We start from the raw sequence: 26,798 nt of genomic DNA on the forward strand, positions 1-26,798 counted from the left end.
GATCATGCCTTTCCTGCCCCAACCGCGTCGCGGCGCGGGGGCACGTGCGTGCGGCGGGGAACGTAGTGTTGCGGTGGGAAGCGGTCGGCGACGATGTGGCGCATAGCCTCCAGGTCACCGTCGATGAGGTCATGGGCGCGCGCGGTGATCAACACGTTGCCCAGCGCGGTCGCCTCGACCGGCCCGGCCAGCACGGGCAGACCAAGACGGTCGGCGGTCAGCTGACACAACAACCGGTTCTGCGATCCGCCTCCGACGAGATGTACTGTCTGCACCGTTTTCCCGGACAGTGTGGCGGCCCGCTGCACGGTATCGGCAAACGCCGCGGCGAGGCTTTCGATGATGGCCCGCACCATCTCCGGAAGCGTCATCGGCGGCCGCATGCCGCGTTCGGTGTACCAATCCCGGATACGCCCGGGCATGTCGCCGGGCGGTAGGAATCGCGCGTCGTCGGTGTCGAAGACGTCGAACGCCGGTGTGACATCGGCGGCCTGGGCGAGCAGTTCGGACAGATCTGCCCGGTAGCCGTCGCGCTGATAGTGCCGCACCGTCTCACTGAGCAGCCACAGGCCCATCACGTTGTGCAGATAGCGAATCCGGCCGTCGGCGCCGACCTCGTTGGTGAAGTTGGCCTTCCATCCGGCACGCGAGACGTTTGGTGACTCGAGTTCCACACCCACGAGACCCCAGGTGCCGCACGAGATATAGGCCGCCGACGATGAGTCCATGGGGATCGCCGCAACTGCGGAGGCGGTGTCGTGTGAGGCGACCGCGGTCACGTGTGGCGCGTCGGCCAGCCCCAACCGGTCGGTGACCTCGGGAAGCAGCGATCCCAGATCGGATCCGGTTTCCACGATCTCGGGAAACAGCCCGACCGGCAGATTCAGGCGCTCCATCATCGCGGTATCCCACTGGCCGTTGATACCGAGCAGCCCGGTGGTCGAGGCGTTCGTGCGTTCGGTGCCGCGGCGTCCGGTGAGCCAGTAGGCGAGCAGGTCGGGGATGAGCAGCGCGCTGTCGGCGTGGTCGAGCAGGCCATCGCGCTTCTCGGCGGCCAACTGATACACGGTGGTGAATGGCAAGAACTGCAGCCCGTTACGCACATACAGATCCGCCGGGTCGAGTTCTGCGTGCACCGCCTTCACACCGGCGGCGGTCCGGTCGTCACGATAGTGATGCGGCAGCCCCAGCATGCGTCCGTCGCGCAGTAGTGCGTAGTCGACGGCCCAGGAGTCGATTCCGATCCCGACGAGGTCGTCGGATCGGCGGCCGGCTTCGGCCAGTCCGGCGCAGGCCTCGCGGAACAGGCCGGGCACATCCCAGTGCAGTGCCGTCCGTCGGCCGTCGAAGAGGTGGACCGGGTCGTTGCCGAACCGGGCGACCTGCTCGAGTTCGAGCCGGCCCGGCGAGATGTCGGCGAGCATGACACGTCCGCTGGTCGCGCCCAGGTCGATCGCGGCGACCTGGGCCGACCGGTCAGAGCGCCTCATCGCAGGAATGCGGCCGCGACGCCCGCGTCCACCGGCACGTGCAGACCGGTGGTGTGCGAGAAGTCCGAGGTGCACAGCGCGAACGCGGCGTTGGCGATGTTCTCCGGTAGCACCTCGCGCTTGAGCAGGGTGCGCTGCGCGTAGAACTTGCCCAAGTCCTTCTCCTCGACGCCGTACACCGCGGCGCGCTGGGCGCCCCATCCGCCGGCGAAGATCCCCGAACCACGCACCACACCATCGGGATTGATGCCGTTGACCTTGACGCCGTGCTCGCCGAGCTCGGCCGCGAGCAGCCGCACCTGGTGGGCCTGGTCGGCCTTGGTGGCCGAGTAGGCGATGTTGTTGGGGCCGGCGAAAACCGAGTTCTTCGACGAGATGTAGAGGATGTCGCCGCCGAGTTTCTGGTCGATCAGGGCGCGGGCAGCGGCCTTGCTCACCAGGAACGAACCGCGCGCCATCACGTTGTGTTGGAGATCCCAGTCGGCGGCGGTGGTGTCGAGCAACGATTTCGACAACGACAGCCCGGCATTGTTGACCACGAGGTCGATGCCACCGAAGGCGAGCACCGTGGCATCAATCGCCTCCTGCACGGCAGCTTCGTCGGTGACGTCGGCGGCTACACCGATCGCCACATCTGTCGACCCGATTTCCTCTGCCGCGGCCTGGGCCTTCGCGGCGTCGAGGTCGGCGATGACGACGCAGGCACCTTCGGCGGCGAGACGCGCAGCGATTGCCTTGCCGATACCCGATGCCGCACCGGTCACCAGCGCGATGCGGGTGGCCAGGGGTTTGGGCTTGGGCATGCGGGCGAGTTTGGCCTCCTCGAGTGCCCAGTACTCGATGCGGAACTTCTCCGATTCGTCGATGGGTGCGTAGGTGGAGACGGCTTCGGCCCCGCGCATCACGTTGATCGCGTTGAGGTAGAACTCACCGGCCACGCGTGCGGTCTGCTTGTCCTTGCCGAAGCTGAACATGCCGACGCCCGGGATGAGCACGATCGCCGGGTCGGCACCGCGCATCGCGGGGCTGTCGGCGGTGGCGTGCCGATCGTAGTAGGCGCGGTAGTCGGCGCGGTAGCTCTCGTGCAGTTCGGCCAGACGCTGCTTGCTCTCCTCGATCGTCGCCGATGCGGGCAGGTCCAACACCAGCGGCTTGACCTTGGTGCGCAGGAAGTGGTCCGGGCAGCTGGTGCCGAGCTCGGCCAAGCGCGGATGTTCGGAGGCCGCCAGGAATTCCAGCACTGGGTCGACGTCGGTGAAGTGACCGACCTGCGGACGGTCCACCGAGGCGAGGCCACGGATGAAAGGCGCCAGCGCAGCAGCCTTGACGCGACGCTCGTCGGCGGGCAATGCGCCGTAACCCTCGAGCTGCGAGCCGAACGGCTGCGGGCGACCGTTGGCGCTGATGTAGCGCTCGGCGGACTCGATGATCTCCAGCGAGTTCGCCTCGGCTTCTGCGGAGGTGTCTCCCCACGCGGTGATGCCGTGACCGCCGAGGATGCATCCGATGGCCTGCGGGTTTGCCTGCTTGATCGCGGCGATGTCGAGGCCGAGCTGGAAGCCCGGTCGGCGCCACGGCACCCACACGACGCGGTCGTCGAAGATCTTGCGGGTCAACGCCTCCCCGTCGGCGGCGGTGGCGATCGCGATGCCGGAATCGGGGTGCAGGTGGTCGACGTGTGCGGCGTCGACTAGGCCGTGCATGGCGGTGTCGATGGACGGGGCGGCGCCGCCCTTGCCGTGCAGGCAGTAGTCGAAGGCGGCGACCATCTCGTCCTCACGCTCGAGGCCGGGGTAGACGTCGACGAGCGCGCGCATCCGGTCTAGCCGCAACACAGCCAGCCCTTTGTCGGTGAGCGTGCCCAGATCTCCGCCGGAGCCCTTGACCCACAGGAGGTCGACGTCCTCGCCGGTGACCGGGTCGGTGTCGGTGCCCTTGGCCGAGGTGTTGCCGCCGGCGTAATTGGTGTTCTTCGGATCGGCGCCGAGGCGGTTGGACCGCGCGATGAGTTCGGTGACGGTGGGGTTGGTCATGAGTTCGGTTCTCCTCGGGATGGGTTCGGTAGGTCAGGCGCCCCAGGAGGACTGGGTGCCCCCCACGCGCTCGTCGGCGATGCGCTCGGCGTACCCGGAGGCGGCGAAGGCGGCCATCGGATCGGCCGGCAGGCCGCGGGATTCGCGGCGGTGCGCGAGCATCGGGCGGACGTCGGTGTAGAAGGCGTCCATCAGGATGGCGTTGGCGCCCAGCACATCGCCGGCCTCCTGGGCGGCGGTCAGGGCGTCGGTGTCCACGAGCAGCGCACGTGCGGTCATCTCCTGCACATTGAGCACCGAGCGGATCTGGCCGGGGATCTTCTCCTCGACGTTGTGGCATTGATCCAACATCAGCGCGACCGGTGAGTCGGTGTCGAGACCGCCGCCGCGCACCACCTCGAACAGGATGCGGAACAGCTGGAACGGGTCCGCGGCGCCGACGATGAGGTCGTCGTCGGCATAGAACCGCGAATTGAAGTCGAATGACCCGAGTTTGCCGAGGCGGAGCAGCTGGGCGACGATGAACTCGATGTTGGTACCGGGCGCGTGATGTCCGGTGTCCAGGCACACCATCGCCCGTTCGCCGAGCGCGCTGACGTGGGCATACGAGGTGCCCCAGTCGGGGACATCGGTGACGTACATGGCGGGTTCGAAGAACTTGTACTCCAGAACAAGTCGCTGGTCGTCGCCGATGTGTTGGTAGATCGTCGCCAGTGACTCGGCGAGACGGTCCTGGCGGCCGCGGATGTCGCCCTGTCCGGGGTAGTTGGTGCCGTCGGCCAGCCAGATCTTCAGATCGCGCGAACCGGTCTGACCCATCACGTCGATGCAGGCGAGGTGGTGGTCGATGGCCTTCTGCCGGACCGTCTTGTCGGTGTGGGTGAGACTGCCGAACTTGTAGTCGTCGTCCTGAAAGGTGTTGGAGTTGATGGTGCCCAGCGCAACCCCGAGATCCTCGGCGTACCGGCCGAGCGCGCGGTAGTCGTCGACGGTGTCCCACGGGATGTGCAGAGCGACCGAGGGCGCCAGGCCCGTCAGTTCGTTGACCTTGGCGGCGTCGGCGATCTTCTCGTGCACGGTGCGCGGGGTGCCCGGGGTGCCGAACACCTTGAACCGGGTGCCGGAGTTGCCGAACGCCCAGGAGGGGAGCTCGATTTGGAGGTTGTCGAGGATCGTCTCGTCAATGGTGGTCATGAGGGGTCCTTCGGTGGAGCCCCCGCCGCCGGCGTCGGGAGGAAGCACCGGCGGCGGAAGTGTTGGAACGTTTCAATGAGGGGGTGTAGGCGGCGATCAGGCTGGAGTGTGCGTGACCGGCCGGGGGGCCGCGAGATCAGTGCCCGGGGGGGTGCCACCCAGTTCCGGCGAGAGTGGCGTGCCGTAGCGTTCGACCTCGATCTCCTGCAGCGTCTTACCCTGCGTCTTGGGCGCCCAGATCGCGCCGATCACCAGGGCGACGGTCAGCAGGCCGACGAGTAAAGCGCCCACCGCCGGCAGGCCGGTGGCCGCGAGCATCGTCGGGAAGAAGTAACTGAGCAGGCCTGTCGCGGCACGGACGGCGAAGAACATGATGCCCTGCGCGCTGGCCCGGTACGGCGTGGCGAAGAGCTCACTGGCCCACAGGCTGTAGAAGGCCTGGGCGCCGATGCCTGACGAGATGCCCCACAGCACAGCGAAGATCAGCATGGTCGCGATACCGCTGTCGGTGAACAGGACCAGCACCAGCCAGCCGGCGATGCCCAAGGCGGCGCCGAAGACATACAGGCCACGTTGCGAGACGCGGTCGGCGTAGCGCATGAAGCCGAAATAGGTGGCCAGGACCGTGCAGCCCCAGACAAGCACCTGCAGCAGGTTCTGCTGGACCTCGCTGTGCAGGCCCGCGGTCTCGTACACCCGCGGCATGAAGATACCTGCCTGGCCGGCCACGGTGTTCCAGAAGAGATAGATGCCGCCGAGAAGAAGTAGCGCGGTGATGTTGACCTTCTTGGAGAACAGGCCCTTGACGCCGCGAGCGCCGACTGCGGACTCGATCGCCTGTGGCTCGCGCGCCGCCTCGTCCTTCCAGATCTTCGACTCGGCGAGTCCCTGACGAATCCACCACACCACGGCGGCGACGACGAACAGGTGCAGGAAGATCAATCGTGAACCGAGGAGTCCGAGCGGCGCCAGCGCGGCCGCGAGCGCGAAACCGATCAGGGGCCCGACCGACCAGGCGAGCTGGGCGGTCCCCACGTGTTTGGCGCGCTCCACCGATGGGGCCTCTTCGGCGATATAGGTCCATGAGGCCGGAACTCCGGCCCCGACTGCAATGCCGGTGATGATGAACGCTGCCAGCAGCATGGAGTAGTTGACCGCGAAGGCCGCGAGGAGCACGCCGGCCATGTAGACCAGCAGATCGTAGGTGTAGATCTTCTTGCGGCCGAACCGGTCGCACAGCGGCCCGCCGATCGCCGCGCCGATGGCGGCGCCGAAGGCGTTCGCGCTCAGGGCGGCGAGCAGGCCGACGGCGAAGTTGCTGATGCCGAACTCGTCCTGCCAGAACGCCAGGCTGGTGGCGATGGCGATGATGGAGCCGGCCTCGATGTAGTTCGACATGGCGACCGAGATGGTCGCCCGCCAGCCGGTGGTGGAGCGCGCTCCTACTTTCATGGTGCTTCCTTGCGTCGATCTCAGTAGAGAGGGTGGGGTCGATGAGGTCAAGCCGGGTCGGGGATGGGAAGGCTCCGATCAGTCGAGGTGGAAGTACTCGATCAGCTCGCTACGGACGGTGTCGGGGTTGGCGCCTGCCGTCTGGTCGGCGGTGCTCGCCGGGAGGAAATACTCCGACATCTGCCGCTGCCACCGTGTGTTGACGTCGGTGGCCTCCATGGCGGCAGCGGCCGCGGCGAAGTCGTCCGTTTCGAGGTAGCCGACGATCATGCCGTCGTCGGGGCGCAGGAACAGCGAGTAGTTGTGCCAGCCGGCCTCCCGTAGGGCTTCGAGCATCTCGGGCCACACGGTGGTGTGGGCATCGAGGTAGTCCTGCACGCGGTCGGGCTTGAGGTACATCACGAAGCACACGCGCTGACGTTGCGTCATGTCACTCCTGTTCGGCTGATCGCGACGGCCCGGTAGCAGGACGCCGACGTGGCGGTCTTCGAAACAACAGTTCGTTGAAACGTTTCAATTTGTGATAGCGGCAACACTAAGCGCATCGGAGTGAAGTAGTCAAGTGCGGGTTCGGCGAGCCCGGATCATTGTCGGAGTGCTTCCGACGGTGACGATGGTCGTGGGCGACCTGGAGTGGAGAGCGGCGGGTCCGCCAGGCTCAGGCCAGTAGGCGGCGACTCAACTCGTCGATCACCTCGTGCGGTTGCCCGAACAGTTGAGCACTACCGTGAGCGCGTTTGAAGAACAGCGCGATGTCGTGCTCGGCGGTGATCCCGATACCGCCGTGAAGTTGGATGCCCTCGCCGGCGACGAGACAGAACGCCTCCGAACACTGCACGTGAGCCGCCGCCGCGAGATCCTCGGCGTCGGGTGCGCCGGCCACCGCCGCGGCTACCGCGGCCCGCGCAACTGACCGCGCGGCCTCCACGGCCGCGTACATGTCGGCCATCCGATGCTTGAGAGCCTGAAACGAACCGATCGTGCGACCGAACTGCTTGCGCGACTTGGTGTAGTCGACTGTCAGGTCGAGCGCCGCGGCGGCACCGCCCACCTGCTCGACAGCCAGTAGCGCCCACGCCAGGATGCGCAGGCGAACCGGGAGATCGGGGCCGGACGGGATCGTCGTCGCCGGTGTCTCGTCGAATTCGACCCGGGCGAGCGGGCGACTCGCGTCGACGACCGGTAGTGGCGTGATCCGCACCCCGTCGGCGTCGGCTCCGACGGCGTGCAGGGTCGTGGTCTCACGTCCGCCCGCCAACACGATGAACAGATCGGCAGATTCTGCGTCGATAACGTATTCGGCAGCGCCGGAGAGCAATCCGGCGTCGGCGTTGACGCCCGGCGACGACCAACCGCGCGGGTCCGCCCAGCACAGGGTCGCGATCTGTTCGCCGGCGGCCAACGCGGGCAGGAGTTCACGATTGGTCGCGTCGTCGTCGGCGAGCAGGATGGCGGCGGTCGCCAGTGCAGAGGTCAACACCGGGACCGGGCACAGCGAGCGACCCAACTCCTCCAACACCGCACCGGTCTCGGTGAACGACGCACCGCCCCCGCCGTAGGCCTCCGGGATGGGCAACGAGGCCACCCCGATCTCGGCGCATAGGGTGTCCCACAGTGCGCGGTCGATCCGCGGGGTGTGTCGCATGGCGGCCCGCGCGCTGGCCGAATCGCCTCGGCGGGTGACGAGTTCGCTGATCGCCTCGGCGAGGGCGGCGCGATCCTCGGCGGAGATGGCCGTCGATTCGGTCGTTGCGGTCACAGTGACTCCAGGACTCGTCGGCGCAGATCTGCGGGCGTACCCCACGCGGTCAGCAGGGCCCGCGTCTTGGTGAGATATAGCGACAGATCGTGCTCGGTGGTGTACCCGATCGCGCCGAGCACCTGCAGTGCGCGTCGCGATGCGAGATAGGCGGCGTCACCGGCAGCGACCTTCGCCGCTGCCACATCCCGGCGGACATCGGTGCCTTCGGGCACCAGACCGTCGACGCCCAAGGCGGCGGCATAGACGAGCGGGCGGGCCATCTCGACCGCGATCGCCACATCGGCGAGGTGGTGCTTGACCGCCTGGAATGAACCGATCGCCCGCCCGAACTGCTTGCGGGCCTGCGCATAGTCGGCAGCCGAGGCGAGCATGGCGCTCGCCATCCCCAGTAGTTGGGCGGCGGTGGCCAGTGTGCCGATGTCGGCGGCGTCGTGAACATCGACATTCTCGGCGAGGACTTCGTCGGGGCCGAGTTCGGCCAGGATTCGGGTGGGATCGACGGTTGCTACCCGGTCGGTTGTGGTGGCGGTGCTCAGCACGCCATCGATCACCACATAGGAGGTTTCGGCGATGGGGGCCAGCGGTGCGATGGGTGGGATGGCACACGTGGCGAGTGCGCCCTCGGCCAATGCGCTGAGGTGCGAGCCCGATACGCCGGCGCTGCGCAGGAGTACCGGTAGTACGGCGACGGTCTCCACGATCGGCCCGGGCAGGGCATGTCGACCGACCTGTTCCATCGCGACCACCATCTCGGTGGCACCGGCCGATGACCCGCCACTGCTCTCGTCGATGAGCAGTCCGGTGATCCCGGTCTCGGCCAGGGCGGTCACCACCTCTGCGACCGGGTGGTGATCACCATGGGTCCACGCCCGTGCCCGCGCTGGGATATCGGCCTTGGTGAGCAGCGCGTCGACGGTCGACGCGAGGTCATCGTGCACATCAGAGAGAAGAAAATCCATGGTTCACCGGTCCCCACGCGGCAGGCCCAGGAGCCGTTCCGCGATCACGTTGCGCTGGATCTCGTTGGTGCCGGCGTAGATCGGCCCCGACAACGAGAACAGATAGCCGTCCATCCACGCGTCGTCGACCTCGGCATCCACGCCCTGCAGGTCCAGCGCCGTCTCGTGGGCGACGATGTCCCACTGCGACCAGAAGACCTTGTTGATCGACGACTCCATGCCGAGTTGTCCACCCGCGGCGAGGCGACTGACCGTCTGATACGTCGACAGTTCGTACGCGCGCGCCCCGATCCACGCATCCGCCACGCGCGCATCGACGTTGGCGGTCGCGTACACCGCGTCGTGGTTGTGCCTCCAGAGGTCGACCAGCCGGTCGGTGGTGGCCAGGAACCGTCCCGGAGAACGCAACGACAGCCCGCGTTCGTTGGCCGCGGTACTCATCGCCACCTTCCAGCCGTTGTCGACGGCGCCGATGACGCCACTGCTGCCGGGATCGGCCGGGTCGTCGGGGACGAAGACATCCTCAAGGAACAATTCGGCGAAACCGGGCTCGCCGTCGAGCTGTGCGATGGGGCGCACCGTGACACCAGGGCCGCGTAGGTCGAACATGAAGTAGGTCAAACCCCGGTGGCGCTGCGCCTCCTTGTCCGTGCGGAAGAGGCCGAACGCCCAGTCCGCGAAACTCGAGCGTGAGCTCCAGGTCTTCTGACCGTTCAACAACCACCCGCCGTCGGTGCGGGTGGCCGTGGAGCGTAGTGACGCGAGGTCGCTGCCGGCCTCCGGTTCGCTCCACGCCTGTCCCCAGATGTCATCGGCGCGCGCCATTCGCGGCATGATGCGGGCGAGCTGATCGGAGTGCGCATGCTCGAACAGCGTTGGCGCGAGCAGGAAGATGCCGTTCTGGCTGACCCGGCCGGGTGCGCCGGCACGGTAGTACTCCTCCTCGAAGATCACCCAGTGCAGCAGGCCCACATCACGTCCGCCATACTCCTCGGGCCAACTCACCACCGACATCCGGTCGGCGGCCATGGTGCGCTCCCATGCGCGGTGCGCCTCGAAACCCTCGGCGGTGTCCATGGAGGGAAGTGGTTGATCGGGAACATGGTCGACAAGCCAGGAACGCACCTCGGCGCGGAACTGCTCGGCGTCGTCGTCGAAGAAGAGGTCCATGTCAGCTGCCGCTGCCGTTCACATTCGACCCGCTCCCGGCGCCGGACGACGCCTTCATTGACTTGGCATCCATCCCCCCGAGCGAGTCGCCGCCGGATTCGGCGTTGGCGGCGTGGGCGTAGTGATGCCACCCGAAGACCGAGTCCATCGAGTTGCGCAGTCCCATCTGGTCCTCGCAGATGTTGACGGCCTTCTTGGACAGGAACAGACCCTGCATCGGCATCGCGGTCATCTTCTCTGCGATGGCGTCGACCTTCGCGACGAGTTCGTCGCGGGTCACAACATGGTTGACCATGCCCCATTCCGCCGCCTGGGTTGCGGTGAACCGTTCACCGGTGAACAGGATCTCCTTGGCGCGTCGGGTGCCGAGGGCATAGGCGTGCGCGAAATACTCGACGCCCGGTATGCCCATCCGGGCAACCGGGTCGGAGAAGAAGGTGTCGTCGGAGGCGACGATGAAGTCGCAGATCCAGGCCAGCATGAGCCCACCCGCGATGCAGGCGCCGTGAACCTGCGCGATGACCGGCTTGGGGATCTCCCGCCAGCGGCGACACATTCCCATGTACACCTCCATCTCGCGGGCCAGACGCTGGTCGGCGCCGGACTTGTCGGAGTGGTCCCAGTGCAGGGTGGCGACGTTGTCGTAGTAGGTGTCGAAGTCACGTTCGGGAGTGCCGATGTCGTGCCCGGCCGAGAAGTGTTTGCCGTTGGCGCGTAGCACGATCACCTTGACCGCTGCGTCGTCGACCGCCTTGCGGAACGCGGCGTCCAGCGAGTACGTCATCACCGAGTTCTGGGCGTTGCGATACTCGGGACGGTTGAGCGTCACGTAGGCGACGGCGTTCTCGGGGCCACCCACCTCGTAGGCGACCGGCGACGAATCCGGACCCAGATCGTCCGGGCCGAGTGCGGGCGGGATGACGGCATCACTCATGACCCGAGCTTAACCTAGCAAGTGCTTGGTTGGTAGGCGGGAGGTCCCGCGAGGTACGCAAGCCGGCCCGATGCGGAGTTGGCAGCAGTGAGTCGATCACCGACAGCGTGGTCAGAAACCCGCTGCTCCGGGGAGACACGCGTTGGCGGCCAGCAGGTAGGACGCATAAATGGCGGCCGTGACCGTCGCGGAGAGCAGCAGATATGCCACCACCCCGGCCGCGGCGACAGCGCCGTTGCGCGGGGCATCGGGTCTGGCCACGAGTTGCTGGACCCGGTTGGGGCCACCGGCATGGAGGGCGGCATGGTGGGCGCCGACCTCGGGGTGGTGGGGCTCGAGCTTGAGGAGCGCACTGGCCAGGGCGGTGGTGCTCACGGCGCGGCGGGCGGCGTTGTCGGCGGCGATTTCGAGGTACTGGCGAATCGCGGACATGGCCGAGTCGACCAGCGGCACCCAACGCACCGGTGCACTGATGGTGGTCGCGACCAGCATGATCAGATGATGCCGCTGGCGCACGTGGGCGTCCTCGTGGGCGAGCACCGCGCGCACCTCGTCATCGTCGAGCAAGCGTAAGGCGCCCTCGGAGATGATGACGCCGCCGTGGGCACGGGGGAGCGCGAACACCGTCGGATCGTCCTGCTCGAGTACGCGGACCCGCCGTCCGGCGATTCGGTGCCAGGTGGTTCTCGTCTGTAGATCTGAGCCGTCGCTTCGCGCGCGGCGCCATGCGCGCGCGGCGTGGACGGCGCTCATCCCGAGGCCCACGGCGGCAACCAGAACCGGGGCGACCAGCAATGCAACAGTCGGCAGGCCGGTGCGAATCGAGACGCCGGCGATCGGGCTTGCGGTGGCCAGGCAGCGTTGACAGACCTCGGTGGTGTCGGGTGACAGGACCTCCGGGCCGGTGAGTATCCAGGCGAACATCGGTCCGATGGCCAGCGCGGCGGCCGCCCATGACGCGATCAGACCCAGGTGGCCCAGCGTCGCAGCTCGCGGCATCCGGGCCAGGTAGGGGGCGGCACGACGCAGGGCGCGAGGGCCGAGGACCGACCACGCGATGACAGCCGCAGCGATCAGAAACATCAGGAGGAACGTCATCAGTCTTCGGATCGCCCCTCGGCGTTCTCGGCGAGATAGCGACGCAGGACATCGATGTCGTCGGGGGAGAGCGTCTCGACGAAATGCAGCATCGACGACTCGCGGTTCGTGCCGGCGGTGTTGAGCGCACGCTGCATCAGGTGCGCAGCGTACTCCTCGCGGTCGCGCACCGGCCGATAGCGTACCGACCCCGGTCGACGCTTGGGTCGCACCATCTCCTTGCGCTCGAGGTTGCGCAGGACGGTGGCGATGGTGGTGTAGGCCGGTTCGCCGGGCAGTGCGTCGATGATGTCGCGGATGGCCACCGGATGCTTGTCCCAGACCACATCCATCACCTGCTGTTCGAGGGCGCCGAGCCGCATCGGATCGGGCGTGGGCGAGGGGAGCTGTTGTGGGCTGCGATCATTCATCGTCGATCAGCTCCGACGATGAACGAACGACGATGCGCCCACGAGTTCGTCGTTCGCCGGCGCGGGTGGCCCCCCGCGCAGTTTGACCCGATTCCCACACGACCCGAGTATGCCGTACCTCGACTATGTGGGATAGTCGACTGCCGGGTGGGTTCGTTCTGCGCTCGACCCTCATCGCGGTGGTCGGACGCCCTCGATGACGTTCACGTACACCTGGAGAGGCAGGCCGCCGAGTAAGGGGGTGCCGTTGATCCAGAACGCCGGAACCGGCGGGATGAAGAGGCGTTTCGCGAGTGCGAGATCGGACTCGATCTCGGAGTCGAAGGTGTCGCTGCGCATGTCGCGTTCGAATCGGTCGAGATCGTCGACACCGGCCTGCCGGGCGAAAGAGGTGAGCACCTCCGGTGTCAGATCCGGCCGTTCCTGCGCCGGAGCTGCTTCCATCACGGTCTGCACGAACGCCCAGAAGTGTCCCTGAGCTGCGGCGGCGCGACCGGCGCGAGCTGCCGAGCGTGACTGTGGTCCGGCCATCGGTGCGTCCCGCCACTCGATCCGCAGCACTCCGGTGTCGACATAGCGGTCGATCAGTGCGGGTTGGATCGTACGGGTGAAGTGCGCACAGTACTCGCAGCGAAAGTCCTCGAACACCACCATGGTCACCGGTGCGTCGGGAGAACCGAGTACCAGCGGGTCGTCGTCGGCGCGGCGGGGCGTATCGCCGGCGGGGCCCAGATTGACGTTGGTGGCCGACGGTGTCGTCGCCGGTGCGGGCGAACCGGCCGACCGATCGTCGTTGCTCGTCAGCAGTGCGATCACCACCGCGACCGCCACCGCCACCGTCGCCGCCAGTGCAACCAACTGTTGGCGGACTGTGCCGGTTGTCATGCGCACGGGTACACCGTCCGGTCCTCGATCACGCCGCGCTTGCCCGATGGTGGCGGGGGAGTCGGCAACTGCGCTGGTTGTTCAACCGGACGGCCAACGCAGTCCACAGCAACGCGATACCCGCGAGCGCCAGCACCGGCTGGAGCGGCGCGAACCAGGTGAGCGCACCCGAATACCCGAGCGCCAGCACCGCCAGTTTGTTGCAGACCGGACAGCCGACAGCGAACCACGAGAACACGACCCCAATCGGACCGAGCCCGTCGGTCCGGGATGGGGGTACACCCGCCGGATCTGCGGTCTCGCTGTTATGGCTGGACGAGTCGGTTCGCACATAGGTCGCCGCCAGCAGCCCCGACAGCACCGCCGTCACCAGCAGCGTCGGATAGTTCCAGGCGACGGGCGCGACCTCGCGGGAGAAGACGTCGTTGGGAATCAGCACCGTGGCCACCCCGACGAGTACCGCGACGGGTACGGCGGTTGCCGCGGCCACGGCCATCTGGACGCGTGTCGCGTCGCGGACGGCGGTGGCGACCAGCCGGGGTGAGGTGCGGAGGGCGGCCCACACCTGTGCAGCGACATCGGACATGCCGCCGACGATGCCACATTGATTACTATCTCGCATAGTTGTTTACTATCCGAGATAGTAATGTCGAGGTGGAAATCGGAGTGCCCATGCCTGTGCAGCGTTCGTTCTGGTCGTCGTGGCTGATCCCCGGAGTGATCGTGACGATCGCGATCGCCCTGGTCGCCTTCGTCGTGATCTACGAAACGAACGACGATGCGCAACCGACGTCCGGCGACACTGCTGCAAACAGCACCGACCAATTCCCCTACGACATCGGGCTCGAACGACGTGACCCGCACGATCCCTTGGCACTGGGGGCGGTCGATGCGCCCATCACGCTGATCGTGTTCAGCGACTTCCAGTGTCCCTTCTGCGCGAAGTGGTCCCACGACACCCTGCCCGTCCTGCTCAAGCGGGTCGACGACGGTCAACTCCGCATCGAGATGCGGGAGGTGAATGTGTTCGGTGAGGCGTCGCGGCGTGCCGCGCTGGCCGCGTATGCGGCGGCATTGCAGGGGCGTTATCTCGACTACCACGACGCGCTCTTCGCCGGTGGGCATCCCCGAACGGGTGCCGGGTTGTCCGCCGAGGCCTTGGTCGAGACCGCACGCGACCTGAATCTCGACGTTGACCTGTTCCGCGAGCAGATGAACTCGGCGACGACACGCACGGCGATCGATGCGAATGAGCAGCTCGGAGCCACGGCCGGAGCGTTCTCGACCCCCAGCTTCATTCTCGGTGGTCAGCCGATTGCCGGCGCGCAGCCGACGAAGGTCTTTCTCGACACCCTCGACGAGTTGACGGGGCCGGAGGGGAACTGACGGTGGACATCGGACTACTCGCCGCGTTCGCCGGCGGAGCGCTGGCCCTGCTGAGTCCCTGTGCCGCACTGCTGCTACCGGCGTTCTTCGCGTCGTCGGTGGGTGCACGCGGGCGGCTGATCGTGCATGGCGTGGTCTTCTACGTGGGCTTGATGATCACGCTGCTGCCGGTCGGTATCGGGGTCGGTGCGCTCGCAGCCCTGGTGGCCGACCATCGGTCCCAGATCATCACCGGTGCGTCGGTACTCATCGTCCTTCTCGGGGTTCTGCAGATCTTCGGCCGGGGTTTCGACCTCACGCGACTGATGCCTGGGATGTCGCGTATTCAGGCCGAATCGATGCAGCGATCCGGCCTCGCCAAGACGCTGCTGCTGGGTGCGGTCAGCGGGGTCGCCGGCTTCTGCACCGGGCCGATCCTGGGGGCGGTGCTGACGATGGCCGCGTCACGGGGGATGGGCGGTGCCGGGCTCCTGCTCGCGGCCTACGGCATGGGGATGGTGGTGCCGCTCATGGCGATCGCTGCGATCTGGAACCGACTCGGCGACGACGGCCGATCGAGGCTGCGCGGGCGTGAACTGTCGGTCGGTCGGGTGCGGGTGCACACCACGCATCTCGTCACGGGGTTGCTGCTCATCGTGGTGGGAATCGGATTCTGGCTCACCGATGGTTTCCTCGGTGTGCCCGAGCCGGTGGGGCTCGACACTCAGCAGTGGCTGCAGAACGGCGCGTCGATGCTGGCGAGCCCGGTGCTCGACGTCGTCGTCATCGTGGCGCTGGCGGTCATCCTGCTGGGCTGGTGGTGGCGTCGCCGATCGCGTGCCGTCAGCGCAGATGTCCCGCGATCTCGGCCGCAGCCGAGCGAGTCGCCTCGGCGAGCTCGGTGAGTTCGGCGGCGCTCAGCGTGGTGTTGGGGCAGGCGACGATGGCTGCGACGGCGTGGCCGTCGGCGTCGCGGACGGGTGTCCCGACCGTCACGACCGCGACGTCACCGACGATCTCGTGCGGCAGATAGTCGATGATCGACAGTTCGGTGAGTAGGTCTCTGACCCGCGACCGGAGGCGTTCGGACATGGTGTCGAGGGAACTCAGTGCCTCGACCATGGCGACGTGGTCGTCGGTCATCCGCTCGATCGAATAGCCGCGTTGGGCCACCACGTCGAGAACGTCGCGAAGGCGGGCGCGAGTGGCCTGCGGGGCTCGGGCAAGCCACGCAGAGCGGATGTGCTCGGGTTCGAAGGCGATGAACTCGCGGCAGATCGGGGGCCGCAACCGAACGCGCTGACCATGCCGGAACCATGGCGAGGTGTCGTCGTCGGCCAGTGGCGCAGGAACGACATGATCAGCGACGGTGATCATATCCGGCGAGACGCGGCGGGCCACGAAGTAGGCGATGCCGAACCGTTCACTCAGTTGGTGGGCGGCCACAGCGGCCCATCGGTCTACATGATCGGCCTGTCGGGCTGTGCGGGCGAGCGTGACGAACCCCGGACCGATCGCATACCTGCCGGAGCCGGGTTCGCGAAGCAGCCAACCATGGTCGACGAGTTCACCGACAATGGCGTGTGCGGTGGCTCGCGAGAACCCGGTGTGACGGACAATCTCCGCTAGCGTCAGCGACGGATGATCCGATCCGGCGAGGAGTTCGACGATGCTGATCACACGCGCGGTCGGCGGCGAGCCCGGTTGACGTGCGTCAGCAGACTCGCCTACGGTCTGTGTCACATAGTCAATGCTTAGTGTCGAGTATTCGACATGTCAAGGAGAACGAATGGTTTCGAGCGCTACGGGTGCAAAAGACGCGGGTGCGCGAGACGGTCGTGTACACCACGGTTATGAGTTGACACATCTCGCGGCGCTCGAAGCCGAGTCGGTGCACATCATGCGCGAGGTGGCGGCGACGTTCGAACGGCCGGTGCTGTTGTTCTCCGGCGGCAAGGACTCGGTGGTGATGTTCCACCTCGCTCGCAAGGCGTTCTGGCCGGCGCCCGCGCCTTTCCCGCTCATGCATGTCGACACCGGCCACAACTTCGATGAGGTGATCGAGTACCGCGACCGGGTCGTCGAACAGACCGGCGTCCGGCTGGTGGTGAGTTCGGTGCAAGACGACATTGATGCGGGCCGGGTCGTCGAGGACATCGGGCCCGGGGCGAGTCGTAACCGCCTGCAGACCACGGCGTTGTTGCGCGGTATCCAGGAGAACCGCTTCGACGCGGTGTTCGGTGGGGCGCGGCGCGATGAGGAGAAGGCGCGCGCGAAGGAACGAGTGTTCAGCTTCCGCGACGAATTCGGGGCATGGGACCCGCGGGCTCAGCGACCCGAACTGTGGCAGCTCTACAACGGCCGCCATCACAAGGGCGAGCACATCCGGGTGTTCCCGCTGAGCAACTGGACCGAGCTCGATATCTGGCAGTACATCGCGGCCGAGAACATCGAACTGCCGCCCATCTACTACGCTCACCAGCGCGAGGTGATACCGCGCGACGGCATGTACCTGGCGAAAACCCGCTTCCTGCAGCAGTATCCGGGTGAACAGGTCCAGACCGAGACCGTGCGATTCCGCACCGTCGGCGACGCCACCTGCACCGGTTGTGTGCTCAGCACCGCCGACACCGTCGAGAAGGTGATCGACGAGATCGCCATCACCCGCGTCACCGAGCGTGGTGCGACGCGCGCCGACGACCGCATCTCGGAAGCCGGCATGGAGGATCGCAAGAAGGAGGGCTACTTCTGATGCCCAAGGAACTGTTGCGGTTGGCGACTGCGGGTTCGGTCGACGACGGAAAATCGACATTGATCGGTCGACTTCTCTTCGACTCGAAGACGATCTTCACCGACCAACTCGAATCGATCGAACGTACCAGCGCCGAACGCGGCGACGAGTACGCGAATCTCGCGCTGCTCACCGACGGACTGCGCGCCGAGCGCGAGCAGGGCATCACCATTGACGTCGCCTACCGCTATTTCTCCACGCCCAAGCGGAAATTCATCATCGCCGACACCCCCGGGCACGTGCAGTACACCCGGAACATGGTGACCGGGGCGTCGACCGCCGATCTCGCGATCATTCTCGTCGATGCCCGCAAAGGCATTCTCGAACAGACGCGGCGGCACGCGTTCCTGTCATCGCTGCTGGGGATTCCGCACCTCACGATCTGTGTGAACAAAATGGATCTCGTCGACTGGTCGCAGGAGCGGTTCGACGAGATCTGCGACGACTTCATCGCTTTCGCGGCAAAACTGAATGTCACCGACCTCACCTTCATCCCGCTGTCGGCGCTCCAGGGCGACAATGTGGTGGACCAATCGGTCAACATGCCCTGGTACGAGGGGCGGCCGCTGCTCAACCACCTCGAGAACGTCTACATCGCGTCGGATCGCAACCTGATCGATGCACGCATGCCGGTCCAGTACGTGATCCGCCCGCAGCGCAGCGACGGCGCCGATCACCGCGCGTACGCGGGAACCGTTGCCGGTGGTGTCTTCTCGCGGGGCGACGAAGTGGTGGTGCTGCCCAGCGGATTCAGCACCACCATCACCGGCATCTGGGGACCAGGCGGCGAGCGGGTCGACGAAGCGTTCGCGTCGATGGCGGTGTCGATGGAACTCGCCGACGAGATCGACATCGTCCGCGGTGACATGCTGGCACGGCCGAACAATCGTCCCTACGTGGGCCGCGACATCGACGCGATGGTGTGCTGGTTCTCCGACGACACCGAACTGCGGCCGGGCAACCGGTACGTGATGATGTGCGGAACCCGTACCACGCGCGCGCAGATCAGCGGGCTGAACTACCGGCTCGATGTCAACACCCTGCACCGAGATGAAGAAGCCAAGACGTTACAGCTCAACGAGATCGCACGCATCTCGGTGCACGCCCAGCAACCCCTGTTGTTCGACGCATACCGCAAGAACCGGGAAACGGGCAGCTTCATCCTGATCGACGAGGCGACCAACAAGACCGTCGGAGCGGGCATGATCACCGCGCCGGTCAGCAAGGACAGCCACGTCGTGTGGCAGACCACGAAGGTCACCCGCGAGCAGCGCACCCACCAGGGGGCGACCATCTGGCTGACCGGGTTGTCGGGGTCGGGGAAGTCCTCGCTCGCGGTGGAACTCGAGCGGCGGATGGTGGCCGAAAGTCGATTCGCCTACCTCATGGACGGCGACAACCTCCGGCACGGCCTGAACGCCGACCTCGGCTTCTCCGACGACGACCGGCGTGAGAACATCCGCCGGACCAGTGAGGTGGCCGCGTTGTTCGCCGATGCGGGCGCGATTTCCATCGTGTCGCTGATCAGCCCGTTCGCCGATGAACGCCGGCGTGCGCGGGAGATCCACGCCGAGCGGCGCCTGCCGTTCTACGAGATCTTTGTCGACACCCCGCTCGAGGTCTGTGAGCAGCGGGATCCCAAGGGGCTCTATGCCAAGGCCCGTCGCGGCGAGATCAGCCAATTCACCGGCATCGACTCGCCGTACGAACGTCCCGCCGATCCCGACGTCCTCGTGACACCATCGGATGGCTCGCCCGCCGAGGTGGCCGAATCGATCATCCGCAACCTGGGACTGTAGGAGACAGCGTGTCAGAGGATCGTGTTCTCGCCGGCGAGCTCGCCACCGCCGCCGGACAGTTGCTCCTGCAGATCCGCGCCGAGAGTGATCTGTGCGGAAAGGAACTCGGTGCCGAAGGGGATCGGCGGTCGAATGATCTCTTGCTGGAGCGGTTGGCGGCCGCACGTCCCGATGACAAGGTGTTGTCGGAGGAATCGGCCGACGACAAGAGTCGACTGCATGCGGAGCGGGTGTGGATCGTCGACCCTGTCGACGGCACACGGGAATACGGTACGGCCGGGCATACCGACTGGGCGGTGCACGTGGCGTTGTGGTCGGCCGAGAGTGGCCTGATCGCCGGTGCTGTGGCGCTACCCGCATTGGATGTCACCTACGTCGACAGTGGCGAACCGGTCGCGGCGACAACGGGCTTGGCATCGTCTGCGCGTGGCGAGCGACCGCGGGTGGTGGTGAGTGCTTCGCGCGCACCGGCCTTCTCGCAGGCGGTGGCCGAGGCGATCGGCGGCGAGTTGCTACCGATGGGCTCCGCGGGTGCGAAAGCGATGGCCGTGGTGCGCGGGGAGGCCGATGCCTACGTGCACGCCGGTGGCCAGTACGAGTGGGACTCGGCGGCTCCGGTCGCGGTCGCGCAGGCCAAGGGGCTGTGGTGTGGCCGCATCGACGGAAGTGCCCTCGTCTACAACCAGGACGACACCTACCTGCCCGACCTGGTCATCTGTCGTCCCGAGTTGCGCGACGCGATTCTCGCGGTGACCGCGGCGTCGTAGTGGGCCGTACTGGATCTCGATACGCCCTCCGCTGGCGCTCCGGGCTACTCGATCAGCTGTCGGGTGGTCTCGTTGAGTGGGTCATGCTGGTTGAGTAGCGGTGCGTGAGCTTGCGAGCGCAGCGTGTATCGAAACCTGTTGTGGTGGATCTCGATACGCTCTCCGCTGGCGCTTCGGGCTACTCGATCAGCGGAGGAACGATCAGGGTCAGCGCTGGAGTCCGGCAAGGACATTGCGGAGGGCGGTGCGGATGTCGCCCACCTCGATGCGCATCAGGTCGTCCTGGGACAGCGATGCGAGATCGTCGGACGCCGAGAGCCGGTATTCGCGCTCCTCCTCCGCGGCCTCGACGATGTTGCGGATGAAACGCCCATTGCCGGCCACGTCGCTGGCTCGCCGTATCCCCGAGGGGCTCTGCCGCACATCGTGATACAGAGGTGCGCAGGCTTGTTCGAGTTCGATGACCGATTCGTGGGTGAGCAGTGAATCGCGTCGACGGGCGATGAAGTCGCCGATCCGGGCGAGTTCATCCGGTGTGTAGGACTCGAACCGTACGCGACGGGCGAACCGGGACGCGAGGCCGTCGTTGGACGACAACAGGCGGTCGATCTCGGAGTCGTATCCGGCGATGATCACAACCAGACGGTCCCGGTCGTCCTCCATCCGGGCAAGCAGTGTGTCGACGGCCTCCTTACCGAACGCATCCCCACCGGAGAGCCCCTCTTGGATGAGGGTGTAGGCCTCGTCGATGAACAGCACACCGTCCATGGCCGAATCGATGACGGCCGACGTCTTGGGCGCCGTGGAGCCGAGGTGTTCGCCGACGAGGTCGCGGCGGGTCGCCTCGATCACCTTGTCGGTCTTGATGAACCCGAGGCCGCAGTAGATCTTCGCGACGATCCGGGCCACGGTCGTCTTGCCGGTACCCGGCGGACCAGTGAAGGCGAGGTGCAGACTGCGCGCGGCGGTGTTGAGTCCACGGTCGGCGCGGACCTTGGCCAGCGTGGCGGCCGACTGGAGTTTGGCGACCTGCTCCTTGACCGAGTCGAGGCCGACCTGGTCGGACAATTCACGTTGGGCCTCGGTCACCATGTCCGCCATCTCGGGACGATCGGCGGTGTCGGAGACCAGCGAGTCGGCGAGATCGGGCACCGAGTCGGGGTCCCACGGGTCGCTCCGCTCGGCGATGGCGTCGGGGGAGGTGATGACCAATCGGAAATTCGGCGACTTCAGCGCCTGCCCGGCCGGTGAGTTCGGGTCCCGGGCGTAGGCCTGCTCGAACATCGCCCGCGCCTTGTCCTCATGGCCCTGTTCACGCAGCGCGAGGCCGTGGAGGTACATCGCCTCGGTGGCGAGGGCCGGAATCGGACCGTCGACGACGTTCTGCAGCCTTCGGATGCCCTCCCCGAACATGCCCATCTGCACGCACGCCGCGCCGACCATGTTGTCAGCGGCCGCTTGCAGGAAGCTGTCGTTCCACCGCTCCGAGCGTCGTAGGGCGGTGAGGACGTCGGGCCAGCGTTTCGCCGACAGGTACAGAAACGCCTGCACGAACTCCACAATCGGCGTCCGATGGGCTGCGGGTACGTCGTCGAGGACCTCCTGGGCTCCGGCGAAATCCTGGCCACGCGTCAGGGAACCGGCATAGGCGGCCGCCGCCTCGGTGGCATCGGTCATCGGATAGGTGATGTGACCCACCGTCCACCGACCGACCAGCGTTCGCTGCGGCAATCCGAGCCGCCGCTGCTCGTGGCCGATCCTGCTGCGGGTTCGGTACAGGGCCAGCAACACCTCGTCGGTGTCCTCGCCGCAGACGAGTCGTCCCAGCCAGGCGTCGGCCATCGACGGGTCCCATTCACTGGCCCGCGTGAACGCCTTGGTGGCCTGGGCCGCATTGTTGATCGGTTCCTGGCCCTCGACGGCGATGCCGAGCGAGAGCACACCGAGTTCGAACAGTTGCCTCGCTTTGCCGACGTCAGCCATCGGGTCCCCCAGTCCGTGCTCGTGCAGGTCACCCGCGGTGTCGTGACCTGTCCGTGTCAGGTGCTCAGAGTAGCGGGGCGTGTGACCACTCCCGCACGCGGCCGCGGCCGAGCGTGACATAGACTTGGCAGAGTGAGTGCGCAGGTGGATACCGTTTCAGCCGCAGCAGGCAGCCCCGACCAACCGCAGCCTTTCCGTGAACTCGGCCTCAAGGACGACGAGTACGCCCGGATCAAAGAGATCCTCGGCCGCCGCCCGACCGACGCGGAACTTGCGATGTACTCGGTCATGTGGTCCGAGCATTGCAGCTACAAGTCGTCGAAGGTGCATCTGCGCTACTTCGGTGAGACCACCACCGACGAGATGCGCGCGAGCATGCTCGCCGGCATCGGCGAGAACGCCGGTGTCGTCGACATCGGCGACGGGTGGGCCGTCACGTTCAAGGTGGAGTCGCACAATCATCCCAGCTACGTCGAGCCCTACCAGGGAGCGGCCACCGGTGTCGGCGGCATCGTCCGCGACATCATGGCCATGGGAGCACGACCGATCGCGGTGATGGATCAGCTGCGCTTCGGTCCGGCAGATGCTTCCGACACCCGCCGGGTCGTCGACGGTGTGGTCCGCGGCGTCGGCGGCTACGGCAATTCCCTCGGTCTACCGAACGTCGGCGGCGAGACCGTCTTCGATGCCAGCTACGCGGGCAACCCGCTGGTCAACGCGCTGTGTGCGGGCGTGCTGCGCGCCGAGGACTTGCACCTGGCGTTCGCGTCGGGTGCAGGCAACAAGATCATCCTGTTCGGTGCGCGCACCGGTCTCGACGGGATCGGCGGTGTGTCGGTCCTGGCGTCGGAGACGTTTGATGACGACGGTGACAATTCCGGGCCGAATCGCAAGAAGCTTCCGAGCGTCCAGGTCGGTGACCCGTTCACCGAGAAGGTGCTCATCGAGTGCTGCCTCGAGCTCTATCACGCGGGGCTCGTCGTCGGCATCCAGGATCTCGGCGGCGCCGGACTGGCGTGCGCGACGTCGGAGCTGGCAGCGGCCGGCGACGGCGGCATGCACATCGACCTGGAAAAGGTGCCGATGCGTGCCGAGGGCATGACCCCGGCCGAGGTGCTCTCCAGCGAGTCACAGGAACGCATGTGCGCTGTGGTCACCCCCGACAACGTTGACGCTTTTCTCGCGGTCTGCAAGAAGTGGGACGTGCTGGCGACGGTGATCGGTGAGGTCACCGACGGCGACCGCCTCGTCATCACCTGGGACGGCGAGACAGTCGTCGACCTCCCGCCGCGCACCGTCGCCCTCGAGGGGCCCGTCTACGAGCGTCCGGTGGCTCGGCCGGACTGGCAGGACGAGGTCATGGCGTCGACCACCACGTCGCTGAAGCGGCCCGAGACGTCCGACGAGCTGCGGGCCACGGCTCTCGAGCTGCTCGCCTCGCCGGCGCTGTGCAGCCGCAAGTTCATCACCGAGCAGTACGACCGCTACGTCCGTGGCAACACCGTGCTCGCCGAGGCCGCCGACTCTGGCATGGTTCGCATCGACGAGGCGTCCGGAAGAGGCATCGCGTTGGCCACCGACGCATCGGGCCGGTACACCTACCTCGATCCGTATCGGGGTGCCCAGCTAGCGCTGGCCGAGGCCTACCGCAACGTCGGCGTTTCGGGCGCGTCGCCCAAGGCGGTCACCAACTGCCTCAACTTCGGATCGCCGGAGGATCCGGCCGTGATGTGGCAGTTCCAACAGGCGGTACGCGGTCTCGCCGACGGCTGCGCGCAGCTGGGCATCCCGGTCACCGGCGGCAACGTCAGCTTCTACAACCAGACGGGTTCGACGGCGATCCTGCCGACCCCGGTCGTCGGAGTGCTCGGCGTGATCGACGACGTGCACCGCCGCGTGCCGACCGGCTTCGGCACGGAACCGGGAGAGACCCTGATCCTGCTCGGAGAGACGCGCGACGAGTTCGACGGGTCCATCTGGGCGCAGGTCGCCCATGATCACCTCGGTGGGGTGCCGCCGCAGGTCGACCTCGCCCACGAGCGACTGCTCGCCGAGATCATGCTCGCGGCGTCGCGCGACGGGTTGGTCTCGGCGGCCCACGACCTGTCCGAAGGCGGTCTGTTCCAGGCGGTCGTCGAATCGGCGCTGGCCGGCGAAACCGGTTGCCGCATTTTGCTTCCCGAGGGGGCCGACCCGTTCGTGTGGCTGTTCTCGGAGTCCGCTGGGCGCGCGGTGGTCGCGGTGCCCCGCACCGAGGAGTCGCGCTTCTGCTCGATGCTCGACGCCCGCGGCATGCCGTGGACGCGGATCGGGGTGGTGGACCAGGGTAGCGACTCGGTGACCGTGCAGGACCAGTTCGAGGTCACCCTCGCCGACCTCCGCGCGACCCACGAGGGAACTCTGCCGAAGCTGTTCGGCTGATGTCCTCCGAGCCGGGCGTGTTCGGACCACACGAGCTCGGCGCGCTGGTGTGGTTCTACGACATGCACGGCTACGCGACGCTGCGTGGACTGCTGACCGAATCCGATGTCGCGGCGGTCGAACGTGAATGCACCGCGGCGCAGCAGGCGGTGATCGCAGGTGAACTCGACATCCGCCACGGCTCGACGGTGTTCCTCGACGAGGAGGCCAAGGCCCAGCGGTTCGCCAACTACGTCGAGTACGTCAGCGAGATCTCGCCGGCGGTGCGAGCGGCCGTCACCCACCCGGTACTCGCCGACGCAATGGCTCGGCTGCTCGGAGAACGCGCCTGGCTGCGTGCGCATGAACAGTTCGGCGTGGTCTACCAGGATGCCCGACCCGGCCGGGAGTCCGGCTACACCCGGATCGGCTGGCATTCGGACTGGCAGGCGGGCCCGAGCCTCGACGTCTGGCCGTCGACGGCGTTCACCATCCACATCGACGGGACCAGCCCTGCCAACGGTTTCCTGCGCGTCGTCCCCGGCTCGCACCTGTGGGCGACGCCGGCACCCTACCGGAACGTCAACGGCGTCGAGGTGCCCGCGACGGCGCGCCCGGCCGGCGGCCGCACGGATCGGCCGCCGCCCTTCGACATGCCATTGCGGTTCGAGAAGGTGCCCGGCGAGGTCGCCGTGTACGCCGAGCGCGGCGACATCCTGCTGCATGACTGCTACCTGTGGCACTCCGCTGCCCGCGCGACCGATGACGACTCGCGGCGCAGACATGTGCGTGGTGGCTACTTCGGGGGCACCAAACCTGCTGCGGGTGTTGAGGAGTTCATCAAAAACGCGGCGCGCTGAGGAGCCCGCGCTGAGGAGCACGCTCACTACCGTTCACACCGCGGCGACGAGCCCCTCGGCATCGTCGGTGGTGATCTGATCGACGCGCAGTTCGATCAGGCGCCGCGCTTGCCGCACCGAGTCATCGTCGACCCCGGTGATTGTGTACGCATCGACGGTGCGCCCTTGGCTGTGGAAAGCGCCGACCATGTCGAAGCCACGCCGGTCGGCCTCCAGAACCAGGCGGCGTTCCAGATAGACCATCTCGGCGTGCGGTGATGCGGCGATCGCTCGTCGGACGAAGCCGTGGAAATCCTCGGAACGCAGGACGCGCCGCAGGGCGCCGTGATGACAAGGGTCGTAGCCGATCCGGATACCGGGCACGGCGTCGGTCAGGAGTCGGACGGCCTCGGCGTCACCGCAGGACAGGATCATGTTGGGTGCCATGTCGGCGGTCGCGTCCGCGAAGTGGCCGATCACGGTGTCGTCGAGTGCCGAAGCGTCCTGTTTGAAGTCCAGCTGCAACCTCGCGGCCGGATGAATCCGACCATGCGCGAACAGGTCCGGAAGATCTTCCAGCAGCAGGACCGGTTGATCGACGGGCACCCCGTCGTTGTCCCGGAGGTGCACGGTGCGCAACTGCGCGACCGAGGCCGCGGTCACCCGGCCACGCCCGGTGGTGGTGTGCCCGAGTTCCAGGTCGTGCAGGACGGCGAAACCGCGTTCGCCGTGGATCACCAGATCGATCTCGACGCTCGCCCCCGCCGTCATACCCTCGACGATCCGACGCGCGGTGAATGGCGGATCGGTGGGACGTCGGCGCGCACGATGCCACTTGATGCAGGTCCTATGGCCCTCGTGGATCACTTCCACCGGTGGCAGCGTGGAAGGCGTGAAGACCGGGTCGGTGTGCATCGGCGAGACGCTACGCCGCCCGGATGAACGGAAGGCATCGATGCGGTTCAGTTTAGGACGATGGATCGGTTTCGTGACGGTTGCGGAATCGGTGGGCTTCCTGATTCCGGTGGCGGGCATGGCGATCTGTGCGGCGGCGGAGTGGTCGCCCTGGGCGACCTGGCTGACTGTCGCGATCTTCGGAGCCGGCGAGGGTGCCCTGCTCGGGTTGGGTCAGGCCGAAGCGTTGTACGGCACGGAAGTGGCTGTGCCGGTGTTGAAGTGGGTGGCGGTGACGTCAGCTGCGGCGGCGTTCGCGTGGATGCTGGGGATGTTGCCGTCGATCCTGAACGATGCGGGAGTGCTCGCCGACATGTCGAATCCGGCCGTGTGGGTCGCATTCGGGGTGGGCGCGGTCCTGCTCCTGCTGAGCATTCCGACGGCGCAATTCCGGCTCTCCTGACCGATCCGTGGGTCATGACCGGCCGGGGAGGACTGGTCGGTGGCCGCCGAGGTTGAGCATGGCCAAGGCGATGAGAGCCTCGGGAGACCTGAATCCGAAGGCAACGCGGG

At 66.8% G+C, this 26,798-nt stretch carries 25 protein-coding genes; 8 read left to right on the forward strand and 17 right to left on the reverse strand.

Features of this window, described 5'->3' with window-relative positions; all coding sequences use genetic code 11:
• Window positions 1-2 precede the first annotated feature (2 nt).
• From L1892_RS19305 to L1892_RS19365, 13 genes are all read right to left on the reverse strand, one after another.
• Entirely contained in the window at window positions 3-1,490 is a 1,488-nt protein-coding gene (locus tag L1892_RS19305) for a rhamnulokinase (RefSeq protein WP_235725259.1), read from the reverse strand.
• A complete protein-coding gene (locus tag L1892_RS19310) occupies window positions 1,487-3,523 on the reverse strand; it encodes a bifunctional aldolase/short-chain dehydrogenase (RefSeq protein WP_235725260.1) in 2,037 nt (678 codons plus the stop codon). Before L1892_RS19310 ends, L1892_RS19305 begins: the two co-directional genes overlap by 4 nt.
• Window positions 3,524-3,556: 33 nt before the next feature.
• Window positions 3,557-4,717: an L-rhamnose isomerase gene (rhaI, locus tag L1892_RS19315; protein WP_235725261.1), complete on the reverse strand. Its 1,161-nt coding sequence runs from the start codon at window positions 4,715-4,717 to the stop codon at window positions 3,557-3,559.
• 96 nt (window positions 4,718-4,813) lie between these two features.
• Window positions 4,814-6,169, reverse strand: a complete 1,356-nt coding sequence (locus tag L1892_RS19320; protein WP_235725262.1) for an MFS transporter — start codon at window positions 6,167-6,169, stop codon at window positions 4,814-4,816.
• A gap of 78 nt (window positions 6,170-6,247) precedes the next feature.
• The gene (locus L1892_RS19325; RefSeq protein WP_235725263.1) at window positions 6,248-6,598 is read right to left on the reverse strand and encodes an L-rhamnose mutarotase; all 351 of its coding nucleotides are present in this window, start codon (window positions 6,596-6,598) and stop codon (window positions 6,248-6,250) included.
• 229 nt (window positions 6,599-6,827) lie between these two features.
• On the reverse strand, window positions 6,828-7,928 hold the full coding sequence (locus L1892_RS19330) for an acyl-CoA dehydrogenase family protein (RefSeq protein WP_235725264.1): 1,101 nt from the start codon (window positions 7,926-7,928) through the stop codon (window positions 6,828-6,830).
• Complete coding sequence (locus tag L1892_RS19335) at window positions 7,925-8,890, reverse strand: acyl-CoA dehydrogenase family protein (protein WP_235725265.1); 966 nt, start codon at window positions 8,888-8,890, stop codon at window positions 7,925-7,927. The genes L1892_RS19330 and L1892_RS19335 overlap by 4 nt, the downstream gene beginning before the upstream one ends.
• Window positions 8,891-8,893: 3 nt before the next feature.
• Window positions 8,894-10,060, reverse strand: a complete 1,167-nt coding sequence (locus L1892_RS19340; RefSeq protein WP_235725266.1) for an acyl-CoA dehydrogenase family protein — start codon at window positions 10,058-10,060, stop codon at window positions 8,894-8,896.
• Between the two features lies 1 nt (window position 10,061).
• Window positions 10,062-10,994 carry an enoyl-CoA hydratase gene (locus tag L1892_RS19345; protein ID WP_235725267.1) on the reverse strand — a complete coding sequence of 311 codons (933 nt, stop codon included), beginning with the start codon at window positions 10,992-10,994 and terminating at the stop codon, window positions 10,062-10,064.
• Between the two features lie 111 nt (window positions 10,995-11,105).
• A complete protein-coding gene (locus L1892_RS19350) occupies window positions 11,106-12,092 on the reverse strand; it encodes a M56 family metallopeptidase (protein WP_235725268.1) in 987 nt (328 codons plus the stop codon).
• Entirely contained in the window at window positions 12,092-12,502 is a 411-nt protein-coding gene (locus L1892_RS19355) for a BlaI/MecI/CopY family transcriptional regulator (RefSeq protein WP_235725269.1), read from the reverse strand. Before L1892_RS19355 ends, L1892_RS19350 begins: the two co-directional genes overlap by 1 nt.
• A 171-nt stretch (window positions 12,503-12,673) precedes the next feature.
• Window positions 12,674-13,387, reverse strand: a complete 714-nt coding sequence (locus L1892_RS19360; protein ID WP_235725270.1) for a DsbA family protein — start codon at window positions 13,385-13,387, stop codon at window positions 12,674-12,676.
• 28 nt (window positions 13,388-13,415) lie between these two features.
• The gene (locus tag L1892_RS19365) at window positions 13,416-13,973 is read right to left on the reverse strand and encodes a hypothetical protein (RefSeq protein ID WP_235725271.1); all 558 of its coding nucleotides are present in this window, start codon (window positions 13,971-13,973) and stop codon (window positions 13,416-13,418) included.
• A gap of 86 nt (window positions 13,974-14,059) precedes the next feature.
• Between L1892_RS19365 and L1892_RS19370 the strand changes: the two genes are divergently transcribed.
• Both L1892_RS19370 and L1892_RS19375 read left to right on the forward strand, forming a co-directional pair.
• Complete coding sequence (locus L1892_RS19370) at window positions 14,060-14,773, forward strand: DsbA family protein (RefSeq protein ID WP_235725272.1); 714 nt, start codon at window positions 14,060-14,062, stop codon at window positions 14,771-14,773.
• 2 nt (window positions 14,774-14,775) lie between these two features.
• Window positions 14,776-15,657, forward strand: coding sequence for a cytochrome c biogenesis CcdA family protein (locus L1892_RS19375; RefSeq protein WP_235725273.1), 882 nt, complete (start codon window positions 14,776-14,778; stop codon window positions 15,655-15,657).
• Here the strand turns inward: L1892_RS19375 and L1892_RS19380 are convergent.
• Complete coding sequence (locus L1892_RS19380) at window positions 15,596-16,495, reverse strand: IclR family transcriptional regulator (RefSeq protein ID WP_235725274.1); 900 nt, start codon at window positions 16,493-16,495, stop codon at window positions 15,596-15,598. The genes L1892_RS19375 and L1892_RS19380 overlap by 62 nt on opposite strands.
• Before the next feature lie 46 nt (window positions 16,496-16,541).
• Here L1892_RS19380 and cysD point away from each other — a divergent pair, with 46 nt between their 5' ends.
• The 3 genes from cysD to L1892_RS19395 are packed head-to-tail and all read left to right on the forward strand — an operon-like array spanning window position 16,542 to window position 20,109.
• Window positions 16,542-17,504, forward strand: coding sequence for a sulfate adenylyltransferase subunit CysD (gene cysD, locus L1892_RS19385; RefSeq protein WP_235725275.1), 963 nt, complete (start codon window positions 16,542-16,544; stop codon window positions 17,502-17,504).
• Window positions 17,504-19,342 (forward strand): sulfate adenylyltransferase subunit CysN, encoded by a 1,839-nt coding sequence (cysC, locus tag L1892_RS19390; RefSeq protein WP_235725276.1) that lies wholly within the window; start codon window positions 17,504-17,506, stop codon window positions 19,340-19,342. The genes cysD and cysC overlap by 1 nt, the downstream gene beginning before the upstream one ends.
• Window positions 19,343-19,350: 8 nt before the next feature.
• The gene (locus L1892_RS19395; RefSeq protein ID WP_235725277.1) at window positions 19,351-20,109 is read left to right on the forward strand and encodes a 3'(2'),5'-bisphosphate nucleotidase CysQ; all 759 of its coding nucleotides are present in this window, start codon (window positions 19,351-19,353) and stop codon (window positions 20,107-20,109) included.
• A 207-nt stretch (window positions 20,110-20,316) separates the two neighbouring features.
• On the opposite strand, the gene eccA is transcribed toward L1892_RS19395, so the two are convergent.
• Window positions 20,317-22,092, reverse strand: a complete 1,776-nt coding sequence (gene eccA / locus L1892_RS19400; protein ID WP_235725278.1) for a type VII secretion AAA-ATPase EccA — start codon at window positions 22,090-22,092, stop codon at window positions 20,317-20,319.
• A 132-nt stretch (window positions 22,093-22,224) separates the two neighbouring features.
• Here eccA and purL point away from each other — a divergent pair, with 132 nt between their 5' ends.
• The gene (gene purL / locus L1892_RS19405) at window positions 22,225-24,513 is read left to right on the forward strand and encodes a phosphoribosylformylglycinamidine synthase subunit PurL (RefSeq protein WP_504878618.1); all 2,289 of its coding nucleotides are present in this window, start codon (window positions 22,225-22,227) and stop codon (window positions 24,511-24,513) included.
• Window positions 24,513-25,352 (forward strand): phytanoyl-CoA dioxygenase family protein, encoded by an 840-nt coding sequence (locus L1892_RS19410; RefSeq protein WP_235725280.1) that lies wholly within the window; start codon window positions 24,513-24,515, stop codon window positions 25,350-25,352. The genes purL and L1892_RS19410 overlap by 1 nt, the downstream gene beginning before the upstream one ends.
• A 33-nt stretch (window positions 25,353-25,385) precedes the next feature.
• Here L1892_RS19410 and L1892_RS19415 read toward each other — a convergent pair whose 3' ends face one another.
• Window positions 25,386-26,246 (reverse strand): glycerophosphodiester phosphodiesterase, encoded by an 861-nt coding sequence (locus L1892_RS19415; protein WP_235725281.1) that lies wholly within the window; start codon window positions 26,244-26,246, stop codon window positions 25,386-25,388.
• Between the two features lie 73 nt (window positions 26,247-26,319).
• Here L1892_RS19415 and L1892_RS19420 point away from each other — a divergent pair, with 73 nt between their 5' ends.
• A complete protein-coding gene (locus L1892_RS19420; RefSeq protein WP_235725282.1) occupies window positions 26,320-26,688 on the forward strand; it encodes a hypothetical protein in 369 nt (122 codons plus the stop codon).
• Window positions 26,689-26,700: 12 nt separating this feature from the next.
• Here L1892_RS19420 and L1892_RS19425 read toward each other — a convergent pair.
• Window positions 26,701-26,798 (reverse strand): hypothetical protein (locus tag L1892_RS19425; protein ID WP_235724760.1); only part of this gene is annotated, 98 nt, incomplete at its 5' end.

Origin of the sequence: Gordonia tangerina (genome assembly GCF_021556435.1) — a bacterium.
In the GTDB taxonomy this organism is placed as follows: domain Bacteria; phylum Actinomycetota; class Actinomycetes; order Mycobacteriales; family Mycobacteriaceae; genus Gordonia; species Gordonia tangerina.

Bases quoted from the DNA above. Each gene is read 5' to 3' on its own strand.
- L1892_RS19305 (WP_235725259.1), bottom strand. From the start codon at position 1,490: ATGAGGCGCTCTGACCGGTCGGCCCAGGTCGCCGCGATCGACCTGGGC.
- L1892_RS19310 (WP_235725260.1), bottom strand. From the start codon at position 3,523: ATGACCAACCCCACCGTCACCGAACTCATCGCGCGGTCCAACCGCCTC.
- rhaI (WP_235725261.1), bottom strand. From the start codon at position 4,717: ATGACCACCATTGACGAGACGATCCTCGACAACCTCCAAATCGAGCTC.
- L1892_RS19320 (WP_235725262.1), bottom strand. From the start codon at position 6,169: ATGAAAGTAGGAGCGCGCTCCACCACCGGCTGGCGGGCGACCATCTCG.
- L1892_RS19325 (WP_235725263.1), bottom strand. From the start codon at position 6,598: ATGACGCAACGTCAGCGCGTGTGCTTCGTGATGTACCTCAAGCCCGAC.
- L1892_RS19335 (WP_235725265.1), bottom strand. From the start codon at position 8,890: ATGGATTTTCTTCTCTCTGATGTGCACGATGACCTCGCGTCGACCGTC.
- L1892_RS19340 (WP_235725266.1), bottom strand. From the start codon at position 10,060: ATGGACCTCTTCTTCGACGACGACGCCGAGCAGTTCCGCGCCGAGGTG.
- L1892_RS19345 (WP_235725267.1), bottom strand. From the start codon at position 10,994: ATGAGTGATGCCGTCATCCCGCCCGCACTCGGCCCGGACGATCTGGGT.
- L1892_RS19350 (WP_235725268.1), bottom strand. From the start codon at position 12,092: ATGACGTTCCTCCTGATGTTTCTGATCGCTGCGGCTGTCATCGCGTGG.
- L1892_RS19355 (WP_235725269.1), bottom strand. From the start codon at position 12,502: ATGAATGATCGCAGCCCACAACAGCTCCCCTCGCCCACGCCCGATCCG.
- L1892_RS19360 (WP_235725270.1), bottom strand. From the start codon at position 13,387: ATGACAACCGGCACAGTCCGCCAACAGTTGGTTGCACTGGCGGCGACG.
- L1892_RS19365 (WP_235725271.1), bottom strand. From the start codon at position 13,973: ATGTCCGATGTCGCTGCACAGGTGTGGGCCGCCCTCCGCACCTCACCC.
- L1892_RS19370 (WP_235725272.1), top strand. From the start codon at position 14,060: ATGCCTGTGCAGCGTTCGTTCTGGTCGTCGTGGCTGATCCCCGGAGTG.
- cysD (WP_235725275.1), top strand. From the start codon at position 16,542: ATGGTTTCGAGCGCTACGGGTGCAAAAGACGCGGGTGCGCGAGACGGT.
- cysC (WP_235725276.1), top strand. From the start codon at position 17,504: ATGCCCAAGGAACTGTTGCGGTTGGCGACTGCGGGTTCGGTCGACGAC.
- eccA (WP_235725278.1), bottom strand. From the start codon at position 22,092: ATGGCTGACGTCGGCAAAGCGAGGCAACTGTTCGAACTCGGTGTGCTC.
- L1892_RS19410 (WP_235725280.1), top strand. From the start codon at position 24,513: ATGTCCTCCGAGCCGGGCGTGTTCGGACCACACGAGCTCGGCGCGCTG.
- L1892_RS19415 (WP_235725281.1), bottom strand. From the start codon at position 26,246: ATGCACACCGACCCGGTCTTCACGCCTTCCACGCTGCCACCGGTGGAA.